This window comes from Bacillus sp. WC2503 (assembly GCF_052682895.1).
In genome coordinates this window covers 3,693,587-3,719,019 of sequence record NZ_JBQYMD010000001.1, presented here as the reverse complement: position 1 = coordinate 3,719,019, position 25,433 = coordinate 3,693,587, and the positions used below count along the sequence as shown (strand labels likewise).

The following is a 25,433-nucleotide window of genomic DNA, read 5'->3' as shown; positions in this document are numbered from 1 at the left end:
TATATGCTCTTCTTAAGTATAGGAAGTGATGCCATTAGTACGAACGTGGCATAAGTAATAAACAAATAAAGTAAACTAAAAATCCCGTTCCAAAACATAAAATAGCAATGACCCAAAGGATACGAATGAGAGTAGAACTAATATCAAAATATTCTCCTAAACCACCACATATACCAAATAGCATTTTATCAGTTTCGGATTTACATAATTTTTTTGACATATAACGATCAACTCCTTTTTTATATGAAGCTATATACTTCTATTCTATATGGAAATTTATGAGAAGACTATGAGGTTGTATTACATTTTTTTAGAGAAACGATCATATTAATTGTCTTAATTTTCAGCGGATATTAAACTTATAGTAAGAGGTATGAGGCGATTTTTAATAAAGGGTGGGGAAATAGAAATGACAGTATATTGGTTGACTAATGTAATGCTTGAATCAAGGTATACATATGAAGAAGGGGCAATTTCACGAACAGAAACAGAATTATGTAGTTTACTCATTGAAGATGGACGAATTAAAAAAATTATAGAAGGGATTGTTCAAGAGGAAGGGATAGTAACTCTTGATGTGAATCGCTTATTAATTTTGCCGTCTTTCGAAGAGATGCATATTCATATTGATAAAACATATTATAGTGGGCCTTGGAAAGCTTGTATGCCAGCAGACAGTATTTTTACACGTTTTAATGAGGAAGAGAAGATTTTGCCAAAGCAAGTAATAACTGCTCAAGACAGGGCGGAAAATATGCTAGAGTTACTACTTCGAAATGGTACAACGAATATTAGAACGCATTGTAATGTTGATCCAATTATTGGACTTCATAATTTGGAGGCGACGTTAGCTGCATTAGAAACATATAAAAATCGGATGTCTGGTAGAATCGTTGCTTTTCCGCAACATGGATTATTGCGCAGTAATTCTGTACAACTTGTGAAAGATGCGATGCGTATGGGTGCGAATCTAGTCGGTGGAGTGGATCCAGCTACAGTGGATAATGATATCGAAAAATCATTACATACGATTATGGATATCGCAGTAGAATTTAATGCAGATGTTGATATTCATTTGCATGATGCGAATAATCTAGGAACGTTTACGATGAAGAGGTTGGCAAGCTTAACAGAAGAAGCAGGGTGGCAAGGTCGTGTAACAATTAGTCATGCGCTTGGACTTGGTGGTGTTACTGATAAAGAAGCTGAAGAAGTGGCAGAAAGACTAGCAGCTTTAAATATTGATATTACTTCAACGGTGCCAATTGGTAAACAAGTAATTCCAATTCCATTATTAGATAAAAAAGGTGTTAAAGTTTCATTAGGAAATGATAGTATTACAGATCATTGGTCGCCGTTTGGAACTGGCGATATGCTTCAAAAGGCAAATCGATTAGCAGAGCGTTTTGGGTGGAGTGACGAAAGGTCTTTAGGAAAAGCACTTCGCTTTATTACGGGAGGAAAAGAAACGTTAAACAAGGAAGGGAAACGAGCTTGGCCAAATGTAGGAGATGAAGCGAGCTTTGTTTTAACGAATGCAACATGTACTGCTGAAGCGGTAGCGTGTCAAACAGAAAAGCGTTTAGTCGTGTATAAAGGGGATATTGTTGTTGGAAGTTTAAATGAGGTGGAATTAAATAATCTTGTGTAGAAGAATCGTTTAAATAATTTGAGGAGGGTTCTAATTGAGAATATAGAACTCTTCTTTTTTATTCTTACAATATATTTCGTATAGGAAAGCTAGAAGGGATGAAAAATTTGGACAATCAACATAACCAAAATCATATTATGGGAACTTTGCAATGGTTTATATTTTTATTAGCGAATTCAATCGCACTACCAATTGTCGTTGGTGGGTTATTTCATCTTACGACGGAAGAAATATTTTATTTAATGCAGCGTACGTTTTTTGTAGTTGGTATATCTTCTTTTTTACAAGGATGGATTGGACATAGACTACCAATTGCGGATGGGCCAGCTGGATCTTGGGTTGGTGTATTTACCGTACTTGCTTATGCAACGGCCGGACAGGATCAATTACATAGTACACTGCAAATTTTGGAATTAGGAATGATCATTTCCGGTGTTATTTTAATAGGATTAGGAGTAACTGGTTTTATTGGACGTATTTTATTTTTATTTACGCCGGTTGTGACAGGGACGTTTTTACTTTTATTATGTTTACAATTAAGTGGTGTATTTTTAAAAGGAATGCTAGGAATTACAGCTACTATTTCTCAAATTGATGGATTTACAGCAATAATCGCGTTTGGTATATTTCTGTTCGTTATTATACTATCTAATTTTGGAAAAGGTTTCGTTAAAAGTTATGCCGTTTTAATAGGATTAATTAGTGGGTGGATTATTTTTCTCATTGCAGGGAAAGTGACAATCCCATCTCAAGTAACTCATTTTGTGCAACTTCCACAAATATTTGCTTGGGGTCTTCCGAAGTGGAATACAGGGATGGCTGTATCGAGTTTCGTTATGGTATGTATTTTAGTTTCAAATACAGTGGCAGCTATTATAGCGATTAATCAAGCTACGATTCATAAAGCGACTATTGAACAAAAACAGTTGAAGGATGGTACGTGGGTTGGAGGGATTTCACATATCATTTCTTCCGTATTTTCAACTGTAGGTGTCGTGCCGCTACCGGCGACAGCGGGATTTATACGTTTAACAAAACAAAAGTATATACGATCGTTCTTACTAGCATGCATATTACTAGTCGTAATGTCGCTGTTTCCGAGTATTATTCGTTACTTAGCATCGTTGCCATCCGCTGTCGCATCTGCAGTGTTAATGGCTTCGTTCGTACAGTTAATTGGAATTGGATTTAATAATATAAAACAAGTGCCGATGAGTGAAAGGAATATAACGATTTTAGGCGTTGCAGTATTATTTGGCAGCGGCGTTATGTTTTTACCGTCTGGAGCACTCCAATCATTGCCGTCTGTTATGCAATATATATTCGGGAATGGTTTATTTGTAGGTACAGTTGTAAGTATATTGCTAGAACAAATATGGCGTACTGGAAAGTAAATGGATAAAAAGAGTGTCCGCACTGTATAAAAGTCTAAAATAACATAGGAAATAAAGCCCATTTTTATTCACCACCTGCACATTTCGTTCATACAATATCTTGACTAAATAAACACCCAACTTACACATACACAGCTCTGGCTTAAGCAAGGAGGGTTATACCAGTTGAAGGAAAAAGCGTATCAATCTAAACCTTTACTCACAAAGAGAGAGAGAGAAGTATTTGAATTACTGGTTCAAGATAAAACAACGAAAGAAATTGCAGGTGAACTTTTTATAAGTGAAAAGACAGTTCGCAACCACATCTCAAACGCAATGCAAAAGCTAGGGGTTAAAGGACGTTCACAAGCAGTTGTTGAGCTTCTTCGCATGGGAGAGCTCGAACTATAAGAAAGCAGCCGACTTTTATATGAAAGGTCGGCTATTTTTCTGTTTGTTTCACGTGCTATATGAATGATAAAAACGTTTCATACATAAATAGGTAATAAGGAGGGGATATGTTGAAAAGGATACTGTTAGTTTCAACAAGTGCTCATGATATGAATGGACACCCGACTGGTTTGTGGCTGGAAGAGCTCGCAGCTCCTTATCTTTTATTTAAAAAAGCTAAGTTCGATGTTGATATTGTTTCTATAAAAGGCGGAAGAGTGCCGATTGATAGAGTATCTATTCCGAATGGCATACCTCGTGAATTTAAGCATGTCGCTTCTTTATTGCAAAATACGAGGGTGATTTCAACTGTCCATTCTTCAGAGTATGATGCGGTATTATTTGGTGGTGGACACGGGGCGATTGTAGATTTTCCAGGTAATCCATATGTAGCAAATTTAATTGAGAATATGTATAACAATAACCGGATTGTAGCGGCTGTTTGTCACGGGGTAAGTTCTTTAGTTGGTGTGAAAAATAAAGATGGTTCGTTTTTTGTTGCCGGTAAGCGTATAACAGGTTATACAAACGATGAAGAAAAAGCTGTACATTTAGAAAAGCGAGTTCCATTTTTGCTAGAAAGTAAATTGAAAGAAGAAGGGGCTTTGTTTTATGTCGCTCCTAATTTTACGCCACATGTTGTAGTGGATGGTCGTTTAATTACAGGGCAAAATCCGCAGTCTAGCGTGGAAATAGGTAAGGCTATAAAAAGGGCTGTAAATAAATTATCGTCCTTTTAATTTCTGCTCATTTCTTCTTATTAATAGGAATGTCTTCTTTCCAAAAAAAAGATGGAGCAATAAAGTGAAACTTTAATTAGTGGGGGTCTTACTGCCCGGCAAATAGCGAGGTAAATATGCACTTTATATAGAAGAAACCGACTTTCGTATAGAAGGTCGGTTATTTTTCTGTCTTGCAAATTATGAAAAAAAGGAGCAAAATAAAAAAGGTCCTAGTCTATACAGGTACAAATGAAAATTTTCATACAGAAGCAGTTTAAGTGAGCGAACTTAAAGTGTGTAAAATATAATGATAAAATAAGATGATGAATGAGAAAACGGGTGATGAAGTTGAATAGAGCAATCGGTGTTATCGATTCAGGAGTTGGTGGTTTAACTGTAGCGAAGGAATTAATTCGTCAGTTGCCGAAAGAGCGTATTATATATTTAGGGGATACAGCGCGTTGCCCTTATGGTCCACGTTCTCGAGAAGAAGTGCGTCAATTTACGTGGGAAATGACGGAGCATTTACTAGATTTAAATATCAAGATGTTAGTTATTGCGTGTAATACAGCAACTGCGGTTGTATTAGAAGAAATGCAGAAACAATTACCAATTCCGGTAGTGGGAGTTATTCACCCAGGATCACGTACAGCTTTAAAAGTGACAAATACGTATCATGTTGGGATTATTGGTACGATTGGAACGGTGAAAAGTGGTGCATACGAAGAAGCGTTAAAGTCTATTAATAACCGTGTTATGGTAGAAAGTTTAGCATGTCCGCCTTTCGTCGAACTTGTAGAAAGTGGGAATTTCGAAAGTGAAATGGCGTATGAAGTTGTAAGAGAAACATTGCAACCGCTGAAAAATACCGATATTGATACACTTATTTTAGGTTGTACACATTATCCAATTTTAGGTCCTGTTATTAAAAAGGTAATGGGAGATAAAGTGCAACTAATTAGTTCTGGTGATGAAACAGCGCGTGAAGTAAGTACAATTTTATATCATAGTAAAATGTTGAATGAGGGAGAGGAACAAAGTGATCATCTCTTCTTAACAACAGGGAAAATAGGCCTATTTAAAGAAATTGCATCAAAATGGTTCGGTCAGCCGATTGAAAATGTGAAGCATATTCATTTAGAAGAATAATAATAGAATTCATATAAGTGAACCCCTGAGATATTAGGGGTTTTTTGTTTATCCCGCTATTTGCCGGGCAGTAAGACCCTGCTGATTAAAGTTTCACTTTATAAGAAGAACAGCTTGTTCTAAAACGTGAAATAGCTCGTATACATAATAGTACAAACTTAGTTTTTAGGGGGGGAAGGCATGCCTAAATCCACTTTTAAATGGGTTATTGGTGCTACGGTAAGTGCTGTTTTATTAACAGGGTGCGGCTTCATAAATCAGGAGAAAGCGACCGAACAAATTGATCCACCAAAAAAAGTTACGTATACAGATGGTGAAAAGAAAGGGACGGCTCAAAATAAACAAGGGCAAACGATAAATAGAGAAATATACTTAGTTGATAAAAATGGATATGTTGTACCGCAAACAATCGCAATGCCTACTCCGAAAGCGAATGAAGTAATACAGCAAACGCTAGAATACCTTGTGAAAGATGGGCCGGTAACTGATTTATTACCGAATGGGTTCCGTGCAGTCATTCCAGCAAATACATCGATGACTCTAGATTTGAAAAAAGATGGGACAGCAGTAATTGATTTCTCTAAAGAAATGAAAAACTATGCAAAAGAAGAAGAGCGTCAAATTGTTGAGTCAGTAGCGTGGACTTTGACTCAATTTAAAGAAATAAAACAAGTGCAGTTTCAGATAAATGGTGAAAAGTTAGCGAAGATGCCTGTCGCGGGTACACCGCTTGGAGAAGGGGTGAGTCGTGCGAATGGTATTAACTTTGATGATGAACAAGTGGCAGATGTAACAAATACAAAACCAGTTACGCTTTACTTTATGGCGCAAAATAATGATAAGCAGCAATATTATGTACCGGTAACACGCCGCGTTGTAGAGGGAAAAGAAAATGATTATGCAACCATTATAGATGAACTTGTAAAAGGACCGATTCATCAATCGCTCCTGAATGATTTTAACCCAGGAGTTAAGCTTATTACGAATCCAAAATTGCAAGACGGAAATCTTACATTAAACTTTAATGAAAATATATTTGTAAACCCAGATAAAAATATGGTTTCAAATTACGTATTGAAGTCGTTAGTTTTATCTTTGACAGAAAAGAAAGGCGTAAAAAGTGTTTCTATTGAGGTAAATGGTAAAGCAAATCTTATAGATGAAAAGGGCGGAAAGTTAATAAAACCTGTAGATCGTCCAGAAAACGTGAATACAGGTAGTTTTTAATCGTGGATAATTTGATATACTTAAGTAAGAAAGGGGAATTGCTTTTTGGGTTCCCCTTCTTTTATTGTATACATATCATACATTTAAGTTTGGCTATACTAACAAGTAGTTATGAGGAGGTTATTTTTATGCGAGTAGATGGTAGAGAGAAAACAGAATTACGCCATATACATATTCATACGAATTATTTAAAACACCCAGAAGGCTCAGTATTAATTGAAGTTGGGGATACAAAGGTAATTTGCTCAGCGACAATTGAAGAGCGTGTCCCACCGTTTATGCGCGGGGAAGGAAAGGGCTGGGTAACAGCTGAATACGCGATGATTCCGCGTGCAACAGAACAACGTACAATCAGGGAGTCAAGTAAAGGGAAAGTAACTGGACGTACAATGGAAATCCAGCGTTTAATTGGACGAGCATTACGTGCGGTAGTTGACTTAGAAGCACTTGGCGAGAGAACAGTTTGGATTGACTGTGATGTTATTCAAGCAGATGGTGGAACGAGAACAGCTTCTATTACAGGTGCATATGTAGCGATGGTATTAGCGTTTGAGAAGTTATTACAAGCAGAAAAAGTATCTAAAATTCCAGTAAAAGATTATTTAGCAGCAACGTCAGTGGGAATTGTGGAAGAGCAAGGTGTTGTTTTAGATTTAAACTATGCAGAAGATTCTAAAGCGGACGTTGATATGAACGTGATTATGACTGGAAAAGGTCAGTTTGTCGAAGTGCAAGGAACTGGAGAAGAAGCGACGTTTAGCAGAACACAGTTAAATGAACTACTTGATGCTGCGGAACAAGGCATTTTCCAACTAATTGACATGCAAAAAGAAGCGTTAGGTGACATCGTATCTCATATAGAGTAGAGGTGGAAAATATGAAACAAGTTGTTGTTGCGACAAAAAATATGGGGAAAGTGCGTGAGTTTGCTGAGTTATTTGAGCGCTTTGATTTAGAAGTGAAATCATTACACGATTTTCCTCATATTGAAGAAGTCGAAGAAACTGGTGAAACGTTTGAAGAAAATGCAATCTTAAAAGCAGATAGTTTGAGTAGACAGTTGGATTCTATCGTAATTGCGGATGATTCAGGTCTGATCGTAGATGCTTTAAACGGAAAACCAGGCGTGTATTCAGCTCGGTTTGCAGGAGAGCCGAAAGACGATCAAGCGAACATGGATAAAGTGTTACAAGAATTAAATGGAATTGACTTTGAAAAACGTAAAGCGCGTTTCTACTGTGCATTAGCAGTTGCATTCCCAGAAGCGGATAAAGAACCGGTCATTGTGAATGGAACGTGTGAAGGGTACATTTTAGAACAGCGCCGCGGGGAAAACGGCTTTGGATATGATCCAATCTTTTATGTAGAAGAATATAAAAAAGCGATGGCAGAACTAAGTTCAGATGAGAAAAATGCCATTAGTCACCGCGGACGTGCTCTTCGTAAGTTAGAAGAAAAAATTCCGGAATGGTTTTTAGGAGAATGAGGGAGAGAGATTGATGAAAGCTTTAATCGTAAGCGATAGTCATAGCTCTGTGAAGGAATTACAGCAGTTAAAAGAGAAATATGAAGGGAAAGTAGATGTCATGATTCATTGTGGTGATTCGGAGTTAACGCCTGCTCATGAAGAACTGCAAGGTTTCCATGTTGTAAAAGGAAATTGTGATTATGCTAACTTTCAAGATGAAATTGTAACTGACGTAGATGGCATTCGCTTCTTAGTTGTGCATGGACATCGTCATAACGTGAAAATGACTTTACAAACGTTAGCGTACTATGCAGAAGAAGTGGGGGCACAAGTTGCATGCTTCGGACATTCTCACGTATTAGGTGCGGAATTTATTGATGGAGTTTTATTTATCAATCCAGGAAGTATTTTATTACCACGTCAGCGTGTAGAAAAGACATTTGCCTTATTAGAAATGAATGAAAAACATATAGATGTTCGCTTTGAAACATTAGACGGACAACTAGTTGAACAAGCAGTTTTTAAAAGAGGATAAGAAAAATTATCCTCTTTTAAAAAAGGTGTTGACTTTATGTATGGATATACATATAATAAATATTGTCGATAGGGCAAAAGCGCTAACGAAGAAAAATAAAATAACATATGCGGGTGTAGTTTAGTGGTAAAACAAGAGCCTTCCAAGCTCTGGTCGAGAGTTCGATTCTCTTCACCCGCTCCATGTCCCAGTAGCTCAGCCGGATAGAGCATACGCCTTCTAAGCGTACGGTCGGGAGTTCGAATCTCTCCTGGGACGCTAAGAAAACCTTGTTATCTTTTGATAACAAGGTTTTTTGTTTGTCTAAAAATTGATGTATGTGCAAGAGGTGTAAAAAATATAACGTAACATATAATAATTATTATATACAACAGATTAAAGTGCATTAAGAAAAGAGCGCCATTTATGCGCTCTATTTCTCTTGTTTAATTTAAAGAATCAATAGGCTTATGATGGAACTTAAATCCATATCTATATTATCCCAATTGTTCACTTAGAGTGTTATAAAACTTTTTATCATTCTAGTACGATTGAGCACCCGTTATCGAAACTTATCCCCGACAGTGTGTTACAATTAATAGAAGCGGAAAACGAGAATCTCCAATTGACTGGACGTGTGATTGGTTGGACAGTTTAAGAAGGTTGTATAAAAAAGGGAGATGGCGCAAAGATGGCGAGAGCAAAAGAGAATGATTTAACGGAGAAATTGGCAGAAGGTCAACGGAAATATGGTGACGGCAACTTTACAATACAGAACATCGGTGATGAAACTAACCCGAATTGGACTGTCGTAAAAAATGTGAGGAAGGGATCGGCAGGCATTCGCGAAGAGGAAGATATATTAAGACTGCGATCAAAATATATAAAATAGTACGGAAATGAGCGGGCCGAGAGTTCGAACCTCTCCTGGGACGCTAAAAAACCTTGTTATCTTTTGATAACAAGGTTTTTTGTTTAGTTATTAATAAACTTCTCAAAGACAAAACCATAATCTTTCACATTATATTGTTTTTTCGTATCAACGAGCCAGTTAAAGGCGATTTCATTCATCTCTTTAAATTGCTCTGCTAAATTTACTTGCGCATTTGAGATACGGCTAAAAGCGTTAGATGCCATATCTAGACTTTTATGTGCATACTGCAATGTAATATCGTTGTCGTATGAAATTTCTTCTATTTTAAGTAAAGCCTTATATAAATCTTTTAATTCTTCAATGTGTTTTTTATGAACATCAATTGAATAATGCTCATCTCCCATTTGAAACTTAATTTCTACATCTAAATCAATCGTTCCGGCAGTTTCAAGTGCTACGTTTTTAATTTGATATTTACTATAGCTAAAGCGGCGTAGTGTACGTTTTTTACTTGTTGCGCTTGTGCCATCTAGGTGGATTAATCCTTTGTTTGTGAAACAATATTCATCTGATTTTGATTTAATTAGAAAATAAATTTTCTCTCCATCTTCATGCATCACGTAATCATCAGCATCAACCTTATCGTAATCTTTCGGTGTAATGACAGACCCTACATCGCTTAGTCCTAATACATCTGCAGCCATTTTTTTAAACATATATAATCCCCCTTTTAAATTCTTAATTATACAAAAATATATTAACATGATTTTAACAAAATGTTTTCTTGTAAGGCGAAAATATTTGAAGGTAAGTTAAGAAAAATAACGAATATTATTTCGATCCTAAATTATTTAATAAATCCATTAGTTTGAGAGTTGATTCTCCGAAAAATTATCAAGAGAAAAAGTTAATGTTGCAAGTGATTATAGAGAAATTCCATGAAAGCACCTCAAGCGATAGGAGGTGTTTTTCTAACCCTTTTGAAATCTTACAATTCTGTAAGGTAACTGTAAGGTAGTTCGATGGTAAGAATTTGCTAATCTTTTATAATGAAGGTAACAACGATAAAACGAGGAGGAAGAAATGATGAAGGGATTAGTTGTAACAGGCTTAACAGTTGCTTTTGGATTTGTAGCGTATGAGAAATTAACGTATGTAGTTGATGTTGTAAAACATTTAATCGCTTAGTAAAAAAAACTACCATGAGAGGGAAAGGGAATGAGTGAATGAATGGAATGGTTATTTGGAATTATAGGTACTTGTAGTGTAGTGTTATTGTTCTTTGTCCCGAGTGGTATACTTAGTTCGACAACGAGTTTGTTTTTCTTAAGTTTGTTTGCTTGCACGATGCTTATTATTATGTTTTTAATGAAGCGAAGTAAGCCAATCTTCTATTTTAGCATGATTGTTATGGCAATTATTGTTCTCCAAATTATTACCCTTGTAATATACCCCACAATTATAAAAGCTTTCCATTAATGATGAATCCTCTGCGTCTGTTGCTGAGGATTTTTATTTGTATAATTTTGATTTTTTAATAAAGATTTAGCTGTATTGAAATATAAAAATAGAATATTTTTATATTTCAAACAAAAGGTTTTAGATTGTTGTGTTCTTATTACGCATTTGATATATTTACTTTGAAGATCATTAAAATCTAGAAAAAGAGGCGGACGTATGGATAAAAAAGAAAATACGGTCGTATTGTTTCCGCAACTATCAGAACGCTATATTGATGAAGGCTTTTTAGCGCTGAAAGAGCGGGAATTCGAAGATGCATTGCGCTGCTTTGAAATATTACGTCAGTATAATGCAGAAACGGAACAAACGGAATTAGCTTCCGTTATTTGTTTGCTGGAATTAAAACGTATGGAAGAAGCGAAAGACAAATGTGAACAGTTGCTTGAAACAGGAGCTGTCTTATTTGGTGATATTCTTGAAACGTATGTGACGATTTTAGTTCAAACAAATGATTATGAAGGCGTTATTGAAACTGTTGAAAAAGTTTTGCGAACGAAAGATATAATGCCTGAGCAAAAGGAAAAATTAGCGCAACTCGCTTTATTTGCAGAAGGTATGCTAAATGAAGAAGACACGTCGCTAATTGATTCAAATTTCGAATTGGATGAATTTACTAAGGAGATTTTTGGAGAAAACTTTGGGCAAAAGCTGAGAGGGATTCAACAGATTTCGTTAAAAGACTTGGATCTCGCATTACCTGTTTTAAAGAAATTTTTAATAGACGAAAAGCAACATCCTTATTTGAAAACTTCTATTTTGTATAAAATGATAGAAAATCAAGTAGAAGAAGAGATAGAAGTAGAAAAGTTTGGAAATAGGGTTAAAGTGATTCCAGCATTTACAGGTCATAATGAGGAGCAATCCGATAACATTATACATACATTATCAAGCCGATTGGAGCAAAATTATCCCGATATATTTAGTGCGATGGTTGTATATTGGAAAGAATTACAAATTAGCGTTTTCCCATTTGCACTATTAATGGATAAAGTAGAGATTTGGGCTGCTGTTTTAGAGAGAATTGGAAGAAAACGTTTCGGATTGGCTATTGATGAAGAAGAACTTATGACAGCATATAATATTGAATTAGAAGAGTTTCATATTGCCTATCAATGGTTATTGCGTGTTGAAAGAGAAGGATATTTGCCCGTATAATTATGAAAAAGAATCGTTCAGTTCTTGAAACGAGCATATTCTATGTTATAATGTAAGGGTTGCAAAAGGCAGAAATCTGCCTGTTTGTAAGAGAAGAGAAGTGTAATTCTCTTACTTAATATGTTTCATATTAGTCTCGAACAAAATATACCGTAGTTGTCTTTTAGACAACTAGTAGATTGGAACATTATATCTGAAAGCATTTGCTAGAGGATTATTTGTACATTTATTATTTCGAAAGAGAGATAATGAATATTTTGATCTATAAAGGTATGTGCATACATTATTATAGTTGGAGGGAAAGAATAAATGGCTGCAAAATGGGAAAAATTAGAAGGTAACGTAGGCGTTTTAACAATTGAAGTTGATGCTAAAGAAGTAAACAACTCTATCGACGCTGCGTTCAAAAAAGTAGTAAAAACAATCAACGTACCAGGTTTCCGTAAAGGAAAAATGCCTCGTCCGTTATTCGAACAACGCTTTGGTATCGAATCTTTATACCAAGATGCTTTAGATATCATCTTACCAAAAGCATACGGTGAAGCAATCGATGAAGCTGGTATCTTCCCAGTTGCTCATCCTGAAATCGATATTGAGAAGTTCGAAAAAAATGCTAACCTTATCTTCACTGCAAAAGTTACAGTGAAACCTGAAGTTAAATTAGGTGAGTACAAAGGTTTAGCAGTAGAAAAAGTTGAAACAACTGTAACTGACGAAGATGTAGAGAATGAAGTAAAAGCTTTACAAGAGCGTCAAGCTGAACTAGTTGTTAAAGAAGAAGGAACTATTGAAAATGGTGATACAGCTGTAATCGACTTCGAAGGTTTCGTTGATGGCGAAGCATTTGAAGGCGGAAAAGGCGAAAACTATTCTCTTGCAATCGGTTCTGGTACTTTCATCCCAGGTTTCGAAGAGCAAGTAATTGGTCTTAAATCTGGTGAGTCTAAAGACGTTGAAGTATCATTCCCAGAAGAGTACCATGCTGCTGAATTAGCTGGCAAACCAGCAACATTCAAAGTAACAATTCACGAAATCAAAACAAAAGAACTTCCTGAGTTAAACGACGAGTTCGCTAAAGAGGCTGACGAAGAAGTTGCAACTCTTGATGAATTAAAAACAAAACTTCGTACAAACTTAGAAGAAGGCAAAAAGCACGAAGCTGAGCACAAAGTACGTGACGAAGTAGTAGAATTAGCTGCTGCTAACGCTGAAATCGATATTCCAGAAGCTATGATCGACACTGAGTTAGATCGTATGGTTCGTGAATTCGAGCAACGTTTAAGCCAACAAGGTATGAACCTTGAGCTTTACTACCAATTCACAGGTACTGATGCTGACAAATTAAAAGAGCAAATGAAAGAGGATGCACAAAAACGTGTAAGAATCAATCTTGTTCTTGAAGCTATCATTGAAGCTGAAAACATCGAAGTTACTGAAGAAGAAGTAACTGCAGAAGTTGAAAAAATGGCTGAAATGTACGGTATGCCAGTAGACGCTATCAAGCAAGCTCTTGGAAGCGCAGACGCTTTATCTGAAGATCTTAAAGTGCGTAAAGCTGTAGACTTCTTAGTAGAAAACGCTGCATAATAAAATAACAAGGCGCGATTTTAATCGTGCCTTGTTTTATAAATATAGAAATATATTTATAAAACTTTTCGATGAAGAAGGAAAAGTTCCTTTATAAGTCGAATATACATATTTCAAAAGTTTTAAAAACTTTTTATTTGTACATAACTAGTCATATTATTTGTATTTCTCGCTACGTAGTGACATAATATGTATTTACATACGATACATTTATCGTGTACATACGAAGGCAAGAGGTTAGCACTTTGTAAGGGGTGTGAAAATATGTTTAAATTTAATGATGAAAAAGGGCAATTAAAATGTTCTTTCTGTGGTAAAACACAAACGCAAGTTCGAAAGTTAGTTGCAGGTCCAGGTGTTTACATTTGTGACGAGTGTATCGAGCTTTGTACTGAAATTGTACAAGAGGAGCTTGCGAAGGACGAAGAAGTAGAATTCAAAGATGTACCGAAACCGGTAGAAATTCGTGAAATCTTAGATGAGTATGTCATCGGACAAGATAACGCGAAAAAAGCACTAGCGGTAGCGGTATATAACCATTACAAACGTATTAATTCTAACAGCAAAATTGATGATGTAGAATTAGCGAAGAGTAATATTTCACTTATTGGGCCAACAGGTAGTGGTAAAACATTATTGGCACAAACATTAGCGCGTATTTTAAATGTTCCATTTGCAATCGCGGACGCAACATCTTTAACAGAAGCTGGATACGTTGGGGAAGATGTAGAAAACATTTTACTAAAACTAATTCAAGCGGCTGATTATGATGTAGAAAAAGCAGAAAAAGGAATTATTTATATTGATGAGATTGATAAAGTGGCACGTAAGTCCGAAAATCCATCAATTACACGTGATGTATCTGGTGAAGGTGTACAGCAGGCACTTCTGAAAATTTTAGAAGGTACTGTAGCAAGCGTTCCACCTCAAGGTGGTCGTAAGCATCCGCATCAAGAATTCATTCAAATTGATACAACGAATATCCTATTCATTTGTGGTGGAGCGTTTGATGGCATTGAGCCAATTATTAAACGTCGCCTTGGTGAAAAAGTAATTGGATTTGGTTCAGAGAAGAAAAATGCTGATGTAAATGAAAAGCATGTTCTATCTCACGTATTACCAGAGGACCTTTTAAGATTTGGTTTAATTCCAGAGTTTATCGGTCGTCTTCCAGTTATTGCGAACCTAGAGCCACTTGATGAAGATGCTCTTGTTGATATTTTAACGAAACCGAAAAATGCACTTGTTAAGCAATTCCAAAAACTGTTGGAGCTTGACGATGTTGAGTTAGAGTTTGAAGAAGGCGCACTGATTGAGATTGCGAAAAAAGCAATTGAACGTAAAACAGGTGCTCGTGGACTTCGTTCTATTATTGAAGGCTTAATGCTTGATGTAATGTTTGAACTTCCATCTCGCAAAGATATCGAGAAGTGTATTCTTACGAAAGAAACAGTAGCTGATAATGAGCCACCGAAATTGGTGCTACAAGACGGTACTGTACTTGATACAAAAACATCTGCATAATGCGAAAGAGAAACAGCAATTTTTATAATTGCTGTTTTTCTTTATGTTTAGCTACGTTCTTCCGCGGAAATACTAAATGATAAAACATTGCGGGAGGAAATAAATGATGAGCTGGACAAATATATTTTTACTTGTTCAACTTGTTTTTGGTGTAATTGTCGGATTATATTTTTGGCACTTACTTCGAAATCAGCGAACACAAAAAGTTTCAATTGATCGAGAATCAAAAAAAGAATTAGAACAGCTTCGTAAAATGCGTGAGATTTCTCTAACAGAGCCGCTTGCGGAAAAGGTGCGCCCTACATCCTTTTTAGATATTGTAGGGCAAGAAGACGGGATTAAGTCGTTAAAAGCGGCTCTTTGTGGTCCGAATCCGCAACATGTAATCATATATGGCCCGCCAGGTGTCGGAAAGACAGCGGCAGCGCGTCTTGTATTAGAAGAGGCGAAACGAAATCCGAAATCTCCATTTCGTACGAATGCAACATTTATCGAACTTGATGCGACGACAGCTCGGTTTGATGAACGTGGTATTGCAGATCCTTTAATTGGCTCGGTTCATGATCCGATTTATCAAGGTGCTGGTGCGATGGGGCAAGCAGGTATTCCACAACCGAAAAAAGGCGCAGTAACAGATGCACATGGTGGTATTTTGTTTATTGATGAAATTGGTGAACTACATCCGATTCAAATGAACAAAATGTTAAAGGTGTTAGAAGATCGAAAAGTATTTTTAGAAAGTGCGTACTATAGTGAAGAGAATACGATGATTCCAACGTATATACATGATATTTTTCAAAAAGGTTTACCAGCAGATTTCCGCTTAGTTGGAGCGACAACACGTTCACCAGAGGAAATTCCACCTGCTATTCGGTCTCGTTGCTTAGAGGTATTTTTCCGTGAGCTAGATACAGAAGAAATTCAAAAAGTAGCGAAGAATGCAGCCGACAAAGTGGAAATGCAAATCGGTGAGAACGGTATTGAAATGATTGGTATGTATGCAAGGAATGGACGAGAAGCAATTAATCTCGTGCAAATCTCTGCTGGTATGGCGATAAATGAAGAACGTTCTTTCATTAAAGATGAAGATATAGAGTGGGTTGTTCATTCTAGTCAGCTTGCACCGAAATATGAAAAACGTATTTACCCTATTCCGAGGATCGGTCTTGTAAACGGACTTGCTGTATACGGACCGAATACAGGAGCGTTATTAGAAATAGAAGTAACAGCAATCACGGCGAAAGATAAAGGGTCGGTAAATGTTACCGGTATTGTAGAAGAGGAAAGTATTGGTAGCCAAACGAAATCAATTCGTCGTAAAAGTATGGCGAAAGGTTCTGTAGATAATGTATTAACAGTACTTCGTTCTTTAGATGTGTTGCCAGAAGGGTACGATATACATATTAATTTTCCAGGTGGTATCCCGATCGATGGTCCTTCTGCAGGGATTGCTATGGCAACGGGTGTTTACTCAGCCGTGCATCGTACATATGTGAATAATGAAGTGGCGATGACAGGTGAAATAAGTATACATGGAGAAGTGAAGCCTATTGGTGGTGTATACGCAAAAATAAAGGCTGCGAAAAAAGCAGGAGCTAAGAAAGTCATTATTCCTGCTGAAAACATGCAACCGTTTTTGTACACAATAAAGGGAATTGAAATCATTCCTGTTCGTAAGTTAAAAGAAGTATTTGAGCTAACATTTATGCAGGAAAATATGCATCGAGAGCTTGATGTACATACTACTGTAGACGAAACAGATGCACAATCCATGTGAGAATGAATGATAATAAAATTTGCCAGGCTTCGTTTAAGTTTGTATGCTTAAGCGGAGTCTTTTTTTCTTTTCATAAGGGAGAAAAAACAAGGGATTTACAATTGCTCAGAATCTCTGCAATTGCATCTAGATGTATTGTAATATAAAATAGTTGAACAGGAGTTTAATTTATTATGGAGGTGCTATGTCTAGTATGAATACGAATGAAAGAATCGTACCCCTCCTACCATTAAGAGGCGTTCTCGTATATCCAACGATGGTTCTGCATCTTGATGTAGGACGTGATAAATCGATACAGGCACTAGAGCAGGCGGCAATGGATGAAAATATCATCTTTTTAGCGATGCAAAAAGAAATGAATATCGATGATCCGAAAGAAGATGACATATATAGTGTAGGTACAGTGGCGAAAGTGAAGCAAATGTTAAAATTGCCGAACGGTACGCTTCGTGTCCTTGTAGAAGGTTTACATAGAGCAGAAGTAGTAGAGTTTATCGAGGAAGAAAATGTAGTACAAGTTTCTATTAAAACGGTAACTGAAGAAGTGGAAGGTGATTTAGAAGAGAAAGCTCTTATGCGTACGTTACTGGAGCATTTCGAACAATATATTAAAGTTTCGAAAAAAGTATCAAATGAAACATTTGCAACGGTAGCTGATGTAGAAGAACCAGGAAGACTAGCTGATTTAATTGCTTCTCACTTGCCAATTAAAACGAAACAGAAACAAGAAATTTTAGAGATTGTATCTGTGAAAGAACGATTACATACACTTATTTCAATTATTCAAGATGAACAAGAGTTACTTAGTTTAGAAAAGAAAATTGGACAAAAAGTGAAACGTTCAATGGAACGCACGCAAAAAGAATATTTCTTACGTGAGCAAATGAAGGCGATTCAAACTGAACTTGGCGATAAAGAAGGTAAGGGTGGGGAAGTTGAAGAACTTCGTGAGAAAATTGAACAGTCAGGAATGCCTGAAGAAACAACGAAGGCTGCACTGAAAGAATTAGATCGTTATGAAAAGCTACCAGCAAGTTCTGCGGAGAGCGGTGTTATTCGCAATTATATTGATTGGTTATTAGCACTTCCGTGGACAGAAGCGACAGAGGATATGATTGATCTTGTTCATTCTGAAGAGATTTTAAACAAAGATCATTACGGTCTTGAAAAAGTAAAAGAGCGAGTGCTTGAATATTTAGCTGTACAAAAATTGACGAACTCATTAAAAGGACCTATCCTTTGTTTAGTAGGCCCTCCAGGGGTCGGGAAAACTTCGTTAGCTCGTTCAATTGCGACATCATTAAATCGTAATTTTGTCCGTGTATCCCTTGGTGGTGTGCGTGATGAATCTGAAATTCGTGGTCACCGTCGTACATACGTTGGAGCAATGCCGGGACGCATTATTCAAGGTATGAAAAAGGCGAAAACAGTTAATCCAGTCTTCTTATTAGATGAGATTGATAAAATGTCTAACGATTTCCGTGGCGATCCATCAGCAGCATTACTTGAAGTGTTAGATCCAGAACAAAATCATAACTTCAGTGATCATTACATTGAAGAACCATATGATCTATCGAAAGTTATGTTTGTAGCAACCGCTAATACACTTTCAAGTATTCCGGGTCCATTACTTGACCGTATGGAAATTATTTCGATTGCTGGGTATACAGAACTGGAAAAGGTGCACATTGCTCGAGAGCATTTATTGCCGAAACAATTAAAAGAGCATGGCTTACGAAAAGGTAATTTACAAGTACGTGATGAAGCGCTTCTTGAAATTATTCGTTATTATACACGTGAGGCTGGTGTTCGTACGCTAGAGCGCCAAATTGCAAAAGTTTGTCGTAAAGCAGCGAAAATTATCGTTACAGCGGAACGTAAACGTATTGTTGTGACAGAGAAAAATATTGTAGATTTACTTGGTAAACACATATTCCGTTATGGGCAAGCAGAGAAAACAGACCAAGTCGGAATGGCAACCGGGTTAGCTTATACAGCAGCGGGCGGCGATACACTTGCAATTGAAGTGTCCTTAGCGCCAGGTAAAGGGAAATTAATTTTAACAGGGAAACTTGGGGATGTTATGAAAGAATCAGCACAAGCTGCGTTTAGCTATATTCGTTCTCGTGCCGAAGAGCTTCATATTGATCCAAATTTCCATGAGAAAAATGATATTCATATTCACGTTCCAGAAGGAGCAGTTCCAAAAGATGGACCGTCAGCAGGTATTACGATGGCAACGGCACTTATTTCTGCACTAACAGGTATTCCTGTAAGTAAAGAAGTTGGTATGACAGGTGAAATTACACTTCGTGGCCGTGTATTACCAATTGGTGGATTGAAAGAAAAAACATTAAGTGCTCATCGCGCAGGCTTAACAAAAATTATTTTGCCAGCAGAGAACGAGAAAGATTTAGATGATATTCCAGAAAGCGTAAAAGAAAATCTTACGTTTGTGCTTGCATCTCATTTAGACGAAGTATTGGAGCACGCATTAGTAGGAGTGAAACAATGAAAGTAACAAAAGCAGATATTGTAATTAGTGCTGTTAAACCAGAACAATATCCAGACAGTGACTTACCAGAAATTGCATTAGCAGGTCGTTCAAATGTCGGGAAGTCTTCCTTCATTAATAAAATTTTAAATCGTAAAAAGTTAGTACGTATTTCTTCTAAACCAGGAAAAACGCAAACGCTGAACTTTTTCTTAATCAATGAAATGATGCATTTTGTTGACGTTCCAGGTTATGGATATGCGAAAGTATCTAAAACGGAACGTGCAGCATGGGGCAAGATGATTGAAACGTACTTTACAACACGTGAGCAATTAGATGCAGCTGTATTAGTAGTAGATTTACGTCACCAACCAACAAACGATGATGTGATGATGTATGATTTCTTAAAGCATTATGAAATTCCAACAATTATTATTGCGACGAAAGCCGATAAAATTCCGAAAGGGAAATGGCAAAAGCATTTAAAAGTTGTAAAAGAAACGCTTGCTGTTGAAATTGGCGATGAAATCGTTCTATTCTCTTCTGAAACAGGACTTGGAAAAGAAGAAGCGTGGAAGGCAATTCATAAAATGACAAAAACAAAAAACGCGTGACGAATGTCGCGCGTTTTTTGTTTGTATAAATTTTTAGCGTACGTTTAATGTTACTTCAATATTCCCTCGTGTTGCTTTAGAGTACGGACATACACCGTGAGCGGCTTCTACAAGTTCTTGTGCTTCGGCATGAGAAACGCCAGCGACATGTACGTCAAGTACAGCAGATAGTCCGAAACCACCATCTGTATCTTTTCCGATAGAAACGTGAGCAGTTACTTCTGTACTTTCCACTTTCACTCGTTTTGTACGAATGACAAGTTGCAATGCACTATCAAAACAAGCGGCATAACCAGCGGCAAATAGTTGCTCAGGGTTTGTTGCTTCCCCGCCAGCACCACCTAATGCTTTCGGCATTTTTACATCAAGATTTAATATGCCATCATCTGAAACTACTTTCCCGTTTCTTCCACCTGTTGCTGTTACTGAAGCAGTATATAATTTATCCATGTTTATTCCCCTTTTCTATCATTTATTGTTTTCATTGTTTCAATTAGTTTATTTAATTGGGTTAATAAAGAACGATACTCTTGCTCTGTAATTCCTAAATTTGTAGCCATCGTTTTCGGTAATGAACAAGCCTTTTCTTTTAAATCTTTACCTTGTTCTGTTAATTCAATACAAACTTTTCGCTCATCTTCTTTTGAACGAACACGTTTTACAAGGTTTAATGATTCCATCCGTTTTAGCATAGGTGTTAACGTGCCGGAATCTAGAAATAGACGTTCTCCAATTTCTTTTACTGTTAGTCCGTCTTGTTCCCATAGTACAAGTAAAGTAATGTACTGAGGGTACGTAATACCCATTTCGTCTAAATACGGTCGATAAAAACGTGTAACCTCTCTAGAACAGGCGTAAATAGAAAAACAAAGTTGGTTATCTAGATGCAAAGAATCTTCTGTCATGAATAACTCCTTTCTTTTTAAATTGTGCAAAATTTAATTTTGTAAAACCAATATAACGAAAAATAAATACAATGTCAAATACATTGTATTGAGAAAGTGTGTGCTATATTTTGGAACAATCATACATATTTTCCTTCATGATGAAAGAAGATAGGAAAGATGATGTTATAATTTATATGGAATAGTTTCCATCACTTGATTATGAGGACTTTTTTTGGTAACGTACAAATAGAGTTATTAATTTATAATCATTATAAAGTAGGGAGCTTTTTATTAGTTTTACTGAATCTCCTTTATTACATACGGAGAATATATAAAAAATAATCGGTTGTTCACACGATTGTCAGATTCATAAGAGGAAAGTTGTATTATGATAGTAGATAAAGTGATAAAACGGGTGAAGGGGGACATGCTGCGTGCATATTCTTGTTGTTAGTGTAAATTATCGAACAGCCCCTGTAGAATTTCGTGAGAAACTCACATTTCAGGCAGCAGAGCTAGAACAAGCAATGACTACATTACAAAGTCAAAAGAGCGTGTTAGAAAATGTCATTGTATCAACTTGTAATCGCACTGAGATTTATGCTGTTGTCGATCAATTACACACGGGACGGTATTATATTAAGAAGTTTTTAGCTGATTGGTTTCAGCTTGAAATAGAAGAAGTCGCACCATATTTAACTATTTTTGAACAAGATGGTGCAATAGATCATTTATTCCGCGTAACGTGCGGTTTAGATTCTATGGTAGTTGGAGAAACGCAGATTTTAGGTCAAATAAAAGATAGCTTTTTAGAAGCGCAACAAGTAAAAGCGACAGGTACAATTTTTAATGAATTGTTTAAGCAAGTCATTACGTTAGCAAAACGTGCTCACTCAGAAACAACAATTGGTGAGAGTGCAATGTCTGTTAGTTATGCTGCTGTTGAACTTGGAAAGAAAATATTTGGTGAGTTAACAGATTGTCATGTACTTATTCTTGGTGCTGGTAAAATGGGAGAACTTGCATTACAAAATTTATACGGAAGCGGTGCTCGTAAAGTAACCGTTATGAATAGAACGCTTTCAAAAGCGGAAGTAATGGCTGAGAAATATATGGGACATGCAAAATCTTTAAGTGAATTACAATGTGCATTATTAGAAGCGGACATTTTAATTAGTTCCACTGGTGCATCAGAGTATGTCATTACGAAAGAGATGATGACAAAGGTAGAGAAAATGCGCTCTGGTCGTCCTTTATTTATGGTTGATATTGCAGTGCCACGTGATATTGATCCAGCAATTGATGAGTTAGAAGGCTCTTTCTTATATGACATTGATGATCTGCAAGGAGTAGTGGAAGCAAATCGTGCTGAGCGTTTGAAAGAAGCAGAGAAAATTCAATTTATGATTGAAGAGGAAATTGTTCTATTTAAAACGTGGTTAAGTACACTTGGTGTTGTTCCGTTAATAGCAGCTCTTCGTGATAAGGCACTTGTAATTCAAAGCGAAACGATGGAAAGTCTTGAACGAAAAATACCAAATCTTAGTGATCGTGAGAAAAAAGTAATTAGTAAGCATACGAAAAGTATTATTAACCAATTATTAAAAGACCCAATTTTAGTAGCAAAAGAAATAGCTGCTGAAGAGGGGGCGGGCGAAAAATTAGCGTTATTTGCAAAGATTTTTGATTTAGAAACGGAAGAAGTAGAGAGTCGTGCGGAAGAAGTAGAACATAAAAGAGTGTGGACACCATCCGTTCCATCTTTATAATTTGGAAGGATGATCGGATGAGTTTTTTAAATAACAGTATTATTTATCATATTGCAATTATTTTATATGCTTGTAGCATTAGTTTATATTTTATAGATTATTTCCAAAGTAACCGAAAGGCGAACCGATTTGCTTTTTGGTTACTTTCGATTGTATGGGTATTGCAGTCTATTTTTATGTTGCTTAGGGCGACAGATTCAGAAACGAATCCCATTTTAACTTTATTATCAGGGATTTATTTTTATGTTTGGTTATTGATTACGATGTCGTTAGTCATAAATCGATTTATGCGCGTTGACTTTTTAGTCTTCTTTACAAATGTTGTAGCATTTGGCGTAAGCGCCTTTTCTATTTTTACACCGCTCGGAAAGATGTCGCCAGTACTTGCAGAGCAATTAGTTTCAGAACTTGTATACGTGCATGTTGGAATGGCGATTATTTCTTATGCAACGTTTACGGTATCGTTTATTTTTTCTATTATGTATTTACTGCAATATCGCCTATTAAAAAAGAAAAAGTGGAATGCGAGATTAAGAAGGTTAGGGAATTTGCCGAAGCTTGAATCTACGTCTTACGGGTTAAATTTATTTTCTGTTCCATTTTTCTTACTAGCAATTTTATTAGGATGCATATGGGGATATACAAAATTGGACAATTTTCATTGGTATGATACGAAAGTAATCGGTTCGTTTGTCGTTCTATTTGTATATTGTACGGGCTTGTATTTACGAGCGGCAGATGTGTTGCAAGGGAAGAAAATTGTACTGTGGAATGTAGGGGCCTTTCTCGTAATGCTAGTTAACATTTTTCTATTAAGTAGTTTATCTAATTTCCACTTTTGGTATTTATAATGAGGAGAGAGAATTATGCGCAAAATTATTGTAGGTTCACGAAAGAGTAAGCTAGCATTGACGCAAACAAACTGGTTTATTGATCAGTTAAAAGCACTTGGTTTACCATATGAATTTGAAGTGAAAGAAATTGTCACTAAAGGTGATGTGATTTTAGATGTTACTCTTTCAAAAGTAGGCGGAAAAGGTTTGTTCGTTAAAGAAATTGAACATGCGTTACTTATGAAAGAAATCGATATGGCTGTACATAGTATGAAAGATATGCCAGCCGTACTTCCAGAAGGATTAATGATTGGCTGTACACCAAAGCGTGTTGACCCTCGTGATGCTTTTATTTCTAAAAGCGGAGCATCATTTAAAGATTTAGCAGAAGGTGCGATTTTAGGAACGAGTAGTTTAAGACGTAGTGCACAGTTATTAGCTGCGAGACCAGATTTACAAGTGAAATGGATTCGCGGAAATATCGATACACGTTTACGTAAATTAAAAGAAGAAGATTATGATGCAATTATTTTAGCGACAGCTGGATTACAAAGAATGGGCTGGGATGATGAAGTGATTACAGAACATTTAGATGAAACGTTATGTGTACCAGCTGTAGGACAAGGTGCATTAGCGATTGAATGTCGTAAGGACGATAACGATTTATTACAGTTGTTATCGCATATGAATGATGCTGTAACAGAGAGAACAGTGGCAGCGGAGCGAGTATTTCTTCATAAACTTGAAGGTGGATGTCAAGTTCCGATCGCTGGATATGCAACTCTTACAAAGGATGATGCAATCGAATTAACAGCTCTTGTCGGTTCTATGGACGGCTCTGTTTTATTAAAAGAGACAGTGGTAGGCGTTGAACCAAAGGAAGTAGGGCTAGAGGCTGCGGACCTTTTAATTAAACAAGGCGCAAAAGAACTCATTCTTGCTGCAAATAAGGGACAACAATAAATATGAATGCTCTTGCTGGCAAAACAGTATTGATTACACGTGCCCAGCATCAAGCGAAACAAATGAGTGTAGCAGTGAAAGAACGGAGCGGAATTCCATTGGAAATTCCGCTTTTGCGTATGGAAGGCACATCTCATAGGCGAATTCACCATACAGCAAGGCAGCTACATTCGTATGACTGGGTTATTTTTACGAGTAAAAATGGTGTAACTTTTTTTCTAGATGGTTTAGAAAAGAAACTACCATTAACTATTAAAATCGCTGCGGTAGGCGTGAAAACAAAATTAGAGTTAGAAAAAAGGGGCTATCAAGTTCATTTTGTTCCAACCTCATTTGTTGCAGAAGTGTTTGCCGAAGAGTTTCTAAAAGAATTAAGTGGAAACGAGCGTATTTTATTTCCGAAAGGGAATTTAGCGAGAGATGTAATTCCAGTTAAACTTCGGGGAATTGGTGTTTCTCTAGATGAGCTAATCGTATACGGTACGAAAGTAAATGTAGAGAAAAAACAAGAACTTATAACAGCATTGAAAGTAAGGAAAGTAAATGTTATTACATTTACGAGTCCTTCAACTGTTGATAGTTTTGTTCGTTTACTGGAGGGCACAAACTGGAGAGAATGGACAAAAAAATGTACAATTGCTTGTATAGGGCCTATTACGGAAAAAGAAGCGAACCTTTATTTTCCGCATGTTATTGTGCCGAAAGAGTACACTGTAGAAGCATTACTACAATGCATTTGTGAATCTATAAAGTGAAACTTTAATTAGTGGGAGGTTCATTCCCCACTAATTATTAGCCCTCACCAATTGGGCGTTTATGGGCAGTTGATTTCCCATCTAACTTCTTTGCTCTAGCCGAATTTTGAGATGGGAGTCTTACTG

25 protein-coding genes, 2 tRNA genes and 1 pseudogene are annotated in these 25,433 nt (G+C 36.5%); 24 read left to right on the top strand and 4 right to left on the bottom strand.

Annotated elements, in window-relative coordinates; genetic code table 11:
- Nucleotides 1-34 precede the first annotated feature (34 nt).
- Nucleotides 35-220, bottom strand: a complete 186-nt coding sequence (locus tag ACUN26_RS19070) for a PspC domain-containing protein (RefSeq protein WP_000038412.1) — start codon at nt 218-220, stop codon at nt 35-37.
- 189 nt (nt 221-409) lie between these two features.
- On the opposite strand from ACUN26_RS19070, the gene ACUN26_RS19065 reads away from it, so the two are divergent.
- From ACUN26_RS19065 to ACUN26_RS19010, 12 genes are all read left to right on the top strand, one after another.
- On the top strand, nt 410-1,651 hold the full coding sequence (locus ACUN26_RS19065; RefSeq protein ID WP_000219581.1) for an amidohydrolase family protein: 1,242 nt from the start codon (nt 410-412) through the stop codon (nt 1,649-1,651).
- A gap of 98 nt (nt 1,652-1,749) precedes the next feature.
- Entirely contained in the window at nt 1,750-3,045 is a 1,296-nt protein-coding gene (locus ACUN26_RS19060; protein WP_000792687.1) for a purine/pyrimidine permease, read from the top strand.
- A 165-nt stretch (nt 3,046-3,210) separates the two neighbouring features.
- Nucleotides 3,211-3,435 carry a spore germination transcription factor GerE gene (gerE, locus tag ACUN26_RS19055; protein ID WP_000659484.1) on the top strand — a complete coding sequence of 75 codons (225 nt, stop codon included), beginning with the start codon at nt 3,211-3,213 and terminating at the stop codon, nt 3,433-3,435.
- Nucleotides 3,436-3,542: 107 nt separating this feature from the next.
- Nucleotides 3,543-4,214, top strand: coding sequence for a type 1 glutamine amidotransferase domain-containing protein (locus tag ACUN26_RS19050; RefSeq protein ID WP_002039695.1), 672 nt, complete (start codon nt 3,543-3,545; stop codon nt 4,212-4,214).
- Between the two features lie 324 nt (nt 4,215-4,538).
- Nucleotides 4,539-5,345 (top strand): glutamate racemase, encoded by an 807-nt coding sequence (gene racE / locus ACUN26_RS19045; RefSeq protein ID WP_000773999.1) that lies wholly within the window; start codon nt 4,539-4,541, stop codon nt 5,343-5,345.
- 180 nt (nt 5,346-5,525) lie between these two features.
- The gene (locus tag ACUN26_RS19040; RefSeq protein WP_001126735.1) at nt 5,526-6,572 is read left to right on the top strand and encodes a GerMN domain-containing protein; all 1,047 of its coding nucleotides are present in this window, start codon (nt 5,526-5,528) and stop codon (nt 6,570-6,572) included.
- A 128-nt stretch (nt 6,573-6,700) separates the two neighbouring features.
- Nucleotides 6,701-7,438 (top strand): ribonuclease PH, encoded by a 738-nt coding sequence (gene rph / locus ACUN26_RS19035; RefSeq protein WP_001261767.1) that lies wholly within the window; start codon nt 6,701-6,703, stop codon nt 7,436-7,438.
- An 11-nt stretch (nt 7,439-7,449) separates the two neighbouring features.
- A complete protein-coding gene (locus ACUN26_RS19030) occupies nt 7,450-8,058 on the top strand; it encodes an XTP/dITP diphosphatase (protein WP_000815932.1) in 609 nt (202 codons plus the stop codon).
- 13 nt (nt 8,059-8,071) lie between these two features.
- Nucleotides 8,072-8,575 (top strand): metallophosphoesterase, encoded by a 504-nt coding sequence (locus tag ACUN26_RS19025; RefSeq protein ID WP_000645514.1) that lies wholly within the window; start codon nt 8,072-8,074, stop codon nt 8,573-8,575.
- A 109-nt stretch (nt 8,576-8,684) separates the two neighbouring features.
- Nucleotides 8,685-8,758 (top strand) — tRNA-Gly (locus tag ACUN26_RS19020).
- A gap of 1 nt (nt 8,759) precedes the next feature.
- Nucleotides 8,760-8,833 (top strand) — tRNA-Arg (locus ACUN26_RS19015).
- Nucleotides 8,834-9,245: 412 nt separating this feature from the next.
- Complete coding sequence (locus tag ACUN26_RS19010; RefSeq protein ID WP_000090056.1) at nt 9,246-9,446, top strand: hypothetical protein; 201 nt, start codon at nt 9,246-9,248, stop codon at nt 9,444-9,446.
- A gap of 83 nt (nt 9,447-9,529) precedes the next feature.
- Here the strand turns inward: ACUN26_RS19010 and ACUN26_RS19005 are convergent, their stop codons facing one another.
- A complete protein-coding gene (locus ACUN26_RS19005) occupies nt 9,530-10,144 on the bottom strand; it encodes a PH domain-containing protein (protein ID WP_000473869.1) in 615 nt (204 codons plus the stop codon).
- A 113-nt stretch (nt 10,145-10,257) separates the two neighbouring features.
- Between ACUN26_RS19005 and ACUN26_RS19000 the strand changes: the two are divergent.
- The 8 genes and pseudogenes from ACUN26_RS19000 to ysxC all read left to right on the top strand — a co-directional run.
- Nucleotides 10,258-10,370: pseudogene (locus ACUN26_RS19000) on the top strand (group I intron-associated PD-(D/E)XK endonuclease); the annotation flags it as partial.
- A gap of 288 nt (nt 10,371-10,658) precedes the next feature.
- Nucleotides 10,659-10,907, top strand: a complete 249-nt coding sequence (locus ACUN26_RS18995) for a hypothetical protein (protein WP_001983650.1) — start codon at nt 10,659-10,661, stop codon at nt 10,905-10,907.
- Nucleotides 10,908-11,105: 198 nt separating this feature from the next.
- Entirely contained in the window at nt 11,106-12,104 is a 999-nt protein-coding gene (locus tag ACUN26_RS18990) for a hypothetical protein (RefSeq protein WP_000358252.1), read from the top strand.
- A 309-nt stretch (nt 12,105-12,413) separates the two neighbouring features.
- Nucleotides 12,414-13,691 (top strand): trigger factor, encoded by a 1,278-nt coding sequence (tig, locus tag ACUN26_RS18985; RefSeq protein WP_000729257.1) that lies wholly within the window; start codon nt 12,414-12,416, stop codon nt 13,689-13,691.
- A 264-nt stretch (nt 13,692-13,955) separates the two neighbouring features.
- Nucleotides 13,956-15,215 carry an ATP-dependent protease ATP-binding subunit ClpX gene (clpX, locus tag ACUN26_RS18980; protein ID WP_000472286.1) on the top strand — a complete coding sequence of 420 codons (1,260 nt, stop codon included), beginning with the start codon at nt 13,956-13,958 and terminating at the stop codon, nt 15,213-15,215.
- Between the two features lie 106 nt (nt 15,216-15,321).
- On the top strand, nt 15,322-16,992 hold the full coding sequence (gene lonB / locus ACUN26_RS18975; protein ID WP_033657339.1) for an ATP-dependent protease LonB: 1,671 nt from the start codon (nt 15,322-15,324) through the stop codon (nt 16,990-16,992).
- 184 nt (nt 16,993-17,176) lie between these two features.
- Nucleotides 17,177-19,507: an endopeptidase La gene (lon, locus tag ACUN26_RS18970; RefSeq protein WP_002039697.1), complete on the top strand. Its 2,331-nt coding sequence runs from the start codon at nt 17,177-17,179 to the stop codon at nt 19,505-19,507.
- The gene (gene ysxC / locus ACUN26_RS18965; protein ID WP_000869123.1) at nt 19,504-20,100 is read left to right on the top strand and encodes a ribosome biogenesis GTP-binding protein YsxC; all 597 of its coding nucleotides are present in this window, start codon (nt 19,504-19,506) and stop codon (nt 20,098-20,100) included. Before lon ends, ysxC begins: the two co-directional genes overlap by 4 nt.
- Before the next feature lie 33 nt (nt 20,101-20,133).
- On the opposite strand, the gene ACUN26_RS18960 is transcribed toward ysxC, so the two are convergent.
- Entirely contained in the window at nt 20,134-20,550 is a 417-nt protein-coding gene (locus tag ACUN26_RS18960; protein ID WP_000359777.1) for an organic hydroperoxide resistance protein, read from the bottom strand.
- A gap of 2 nt (nt 20,551-20,552) precedes the next feature.
- Entirely contained in the window at nt 20,553-21,005 is a 453-nt protein-coding gene (locus ACUN26_RS18955) for a MarR family winged helix-turn-helix transcriptional regulator (RefSeq protein WP_000133909.1), read from the bottom strand.
- A 416-nt stretch (nt 21,006-21,421) separates the two neighbouring features.
- On the opposite strand from ACUN26_RS18955, the gene hemA reads away from it, so the two are divergent.
- The 4 genes from hemA to hemD are packed head-to-tail and all read left to right on the top strand — an operon-like array spanning nt 21,422 to nt 25,307.
- Nucleotides 21,422-22,756, top strand: coding sequence for a glutamyl-tRNA reductase (gene hemA / locus ACUN26_RS18950; protein ID WP_000547854.1), 1,335 nt, complete (start codon nt 21,422-21,424; stop codon nt 22,754-22,756).
- A gap of 17 nt (nt 22,757-22,773) precedes the next feature.
- On the top strand, nt 22,774-23,607 hold the full coding sequence (locus ACUN26_RS18945) for a cytochrome c biogenesis protein (protein WP_000009003.1): 834 nt from the start codon (nt 22,774-22,776) through the stop codon (nt 23,605-23,607).
- A gap of 15 nt (nt 23,608-23,622) precedes the next feature.
- Nucleotides 23,623-24,552, top strand: coding sequence for a hydroxymethylbilane synthase (gene hemC / locus ACUN26_RS18940; RefSeq protein WP_001226390.1), 930 nt, complete (start codon nt 23,623-23,625; stop codon nt 24,550-24,552).
- 2 nt (nt 24,553-24,554) lie between these two features.
- Nucleotides 24,555-25,307 (top strand): uroporphyrinogen-III synthase, encoded by a 753-nt coding sequence (gene hemD, locus ACUN26_RS18935; RefSeq protein ID WP_000992364.1) that lies wholly within the window; start codon nt 24,555-24,557, stop codon nt 25,305-25,307.
- Nucleotides 25,308-25,433 lie beyond the last annotated feature (126 nt).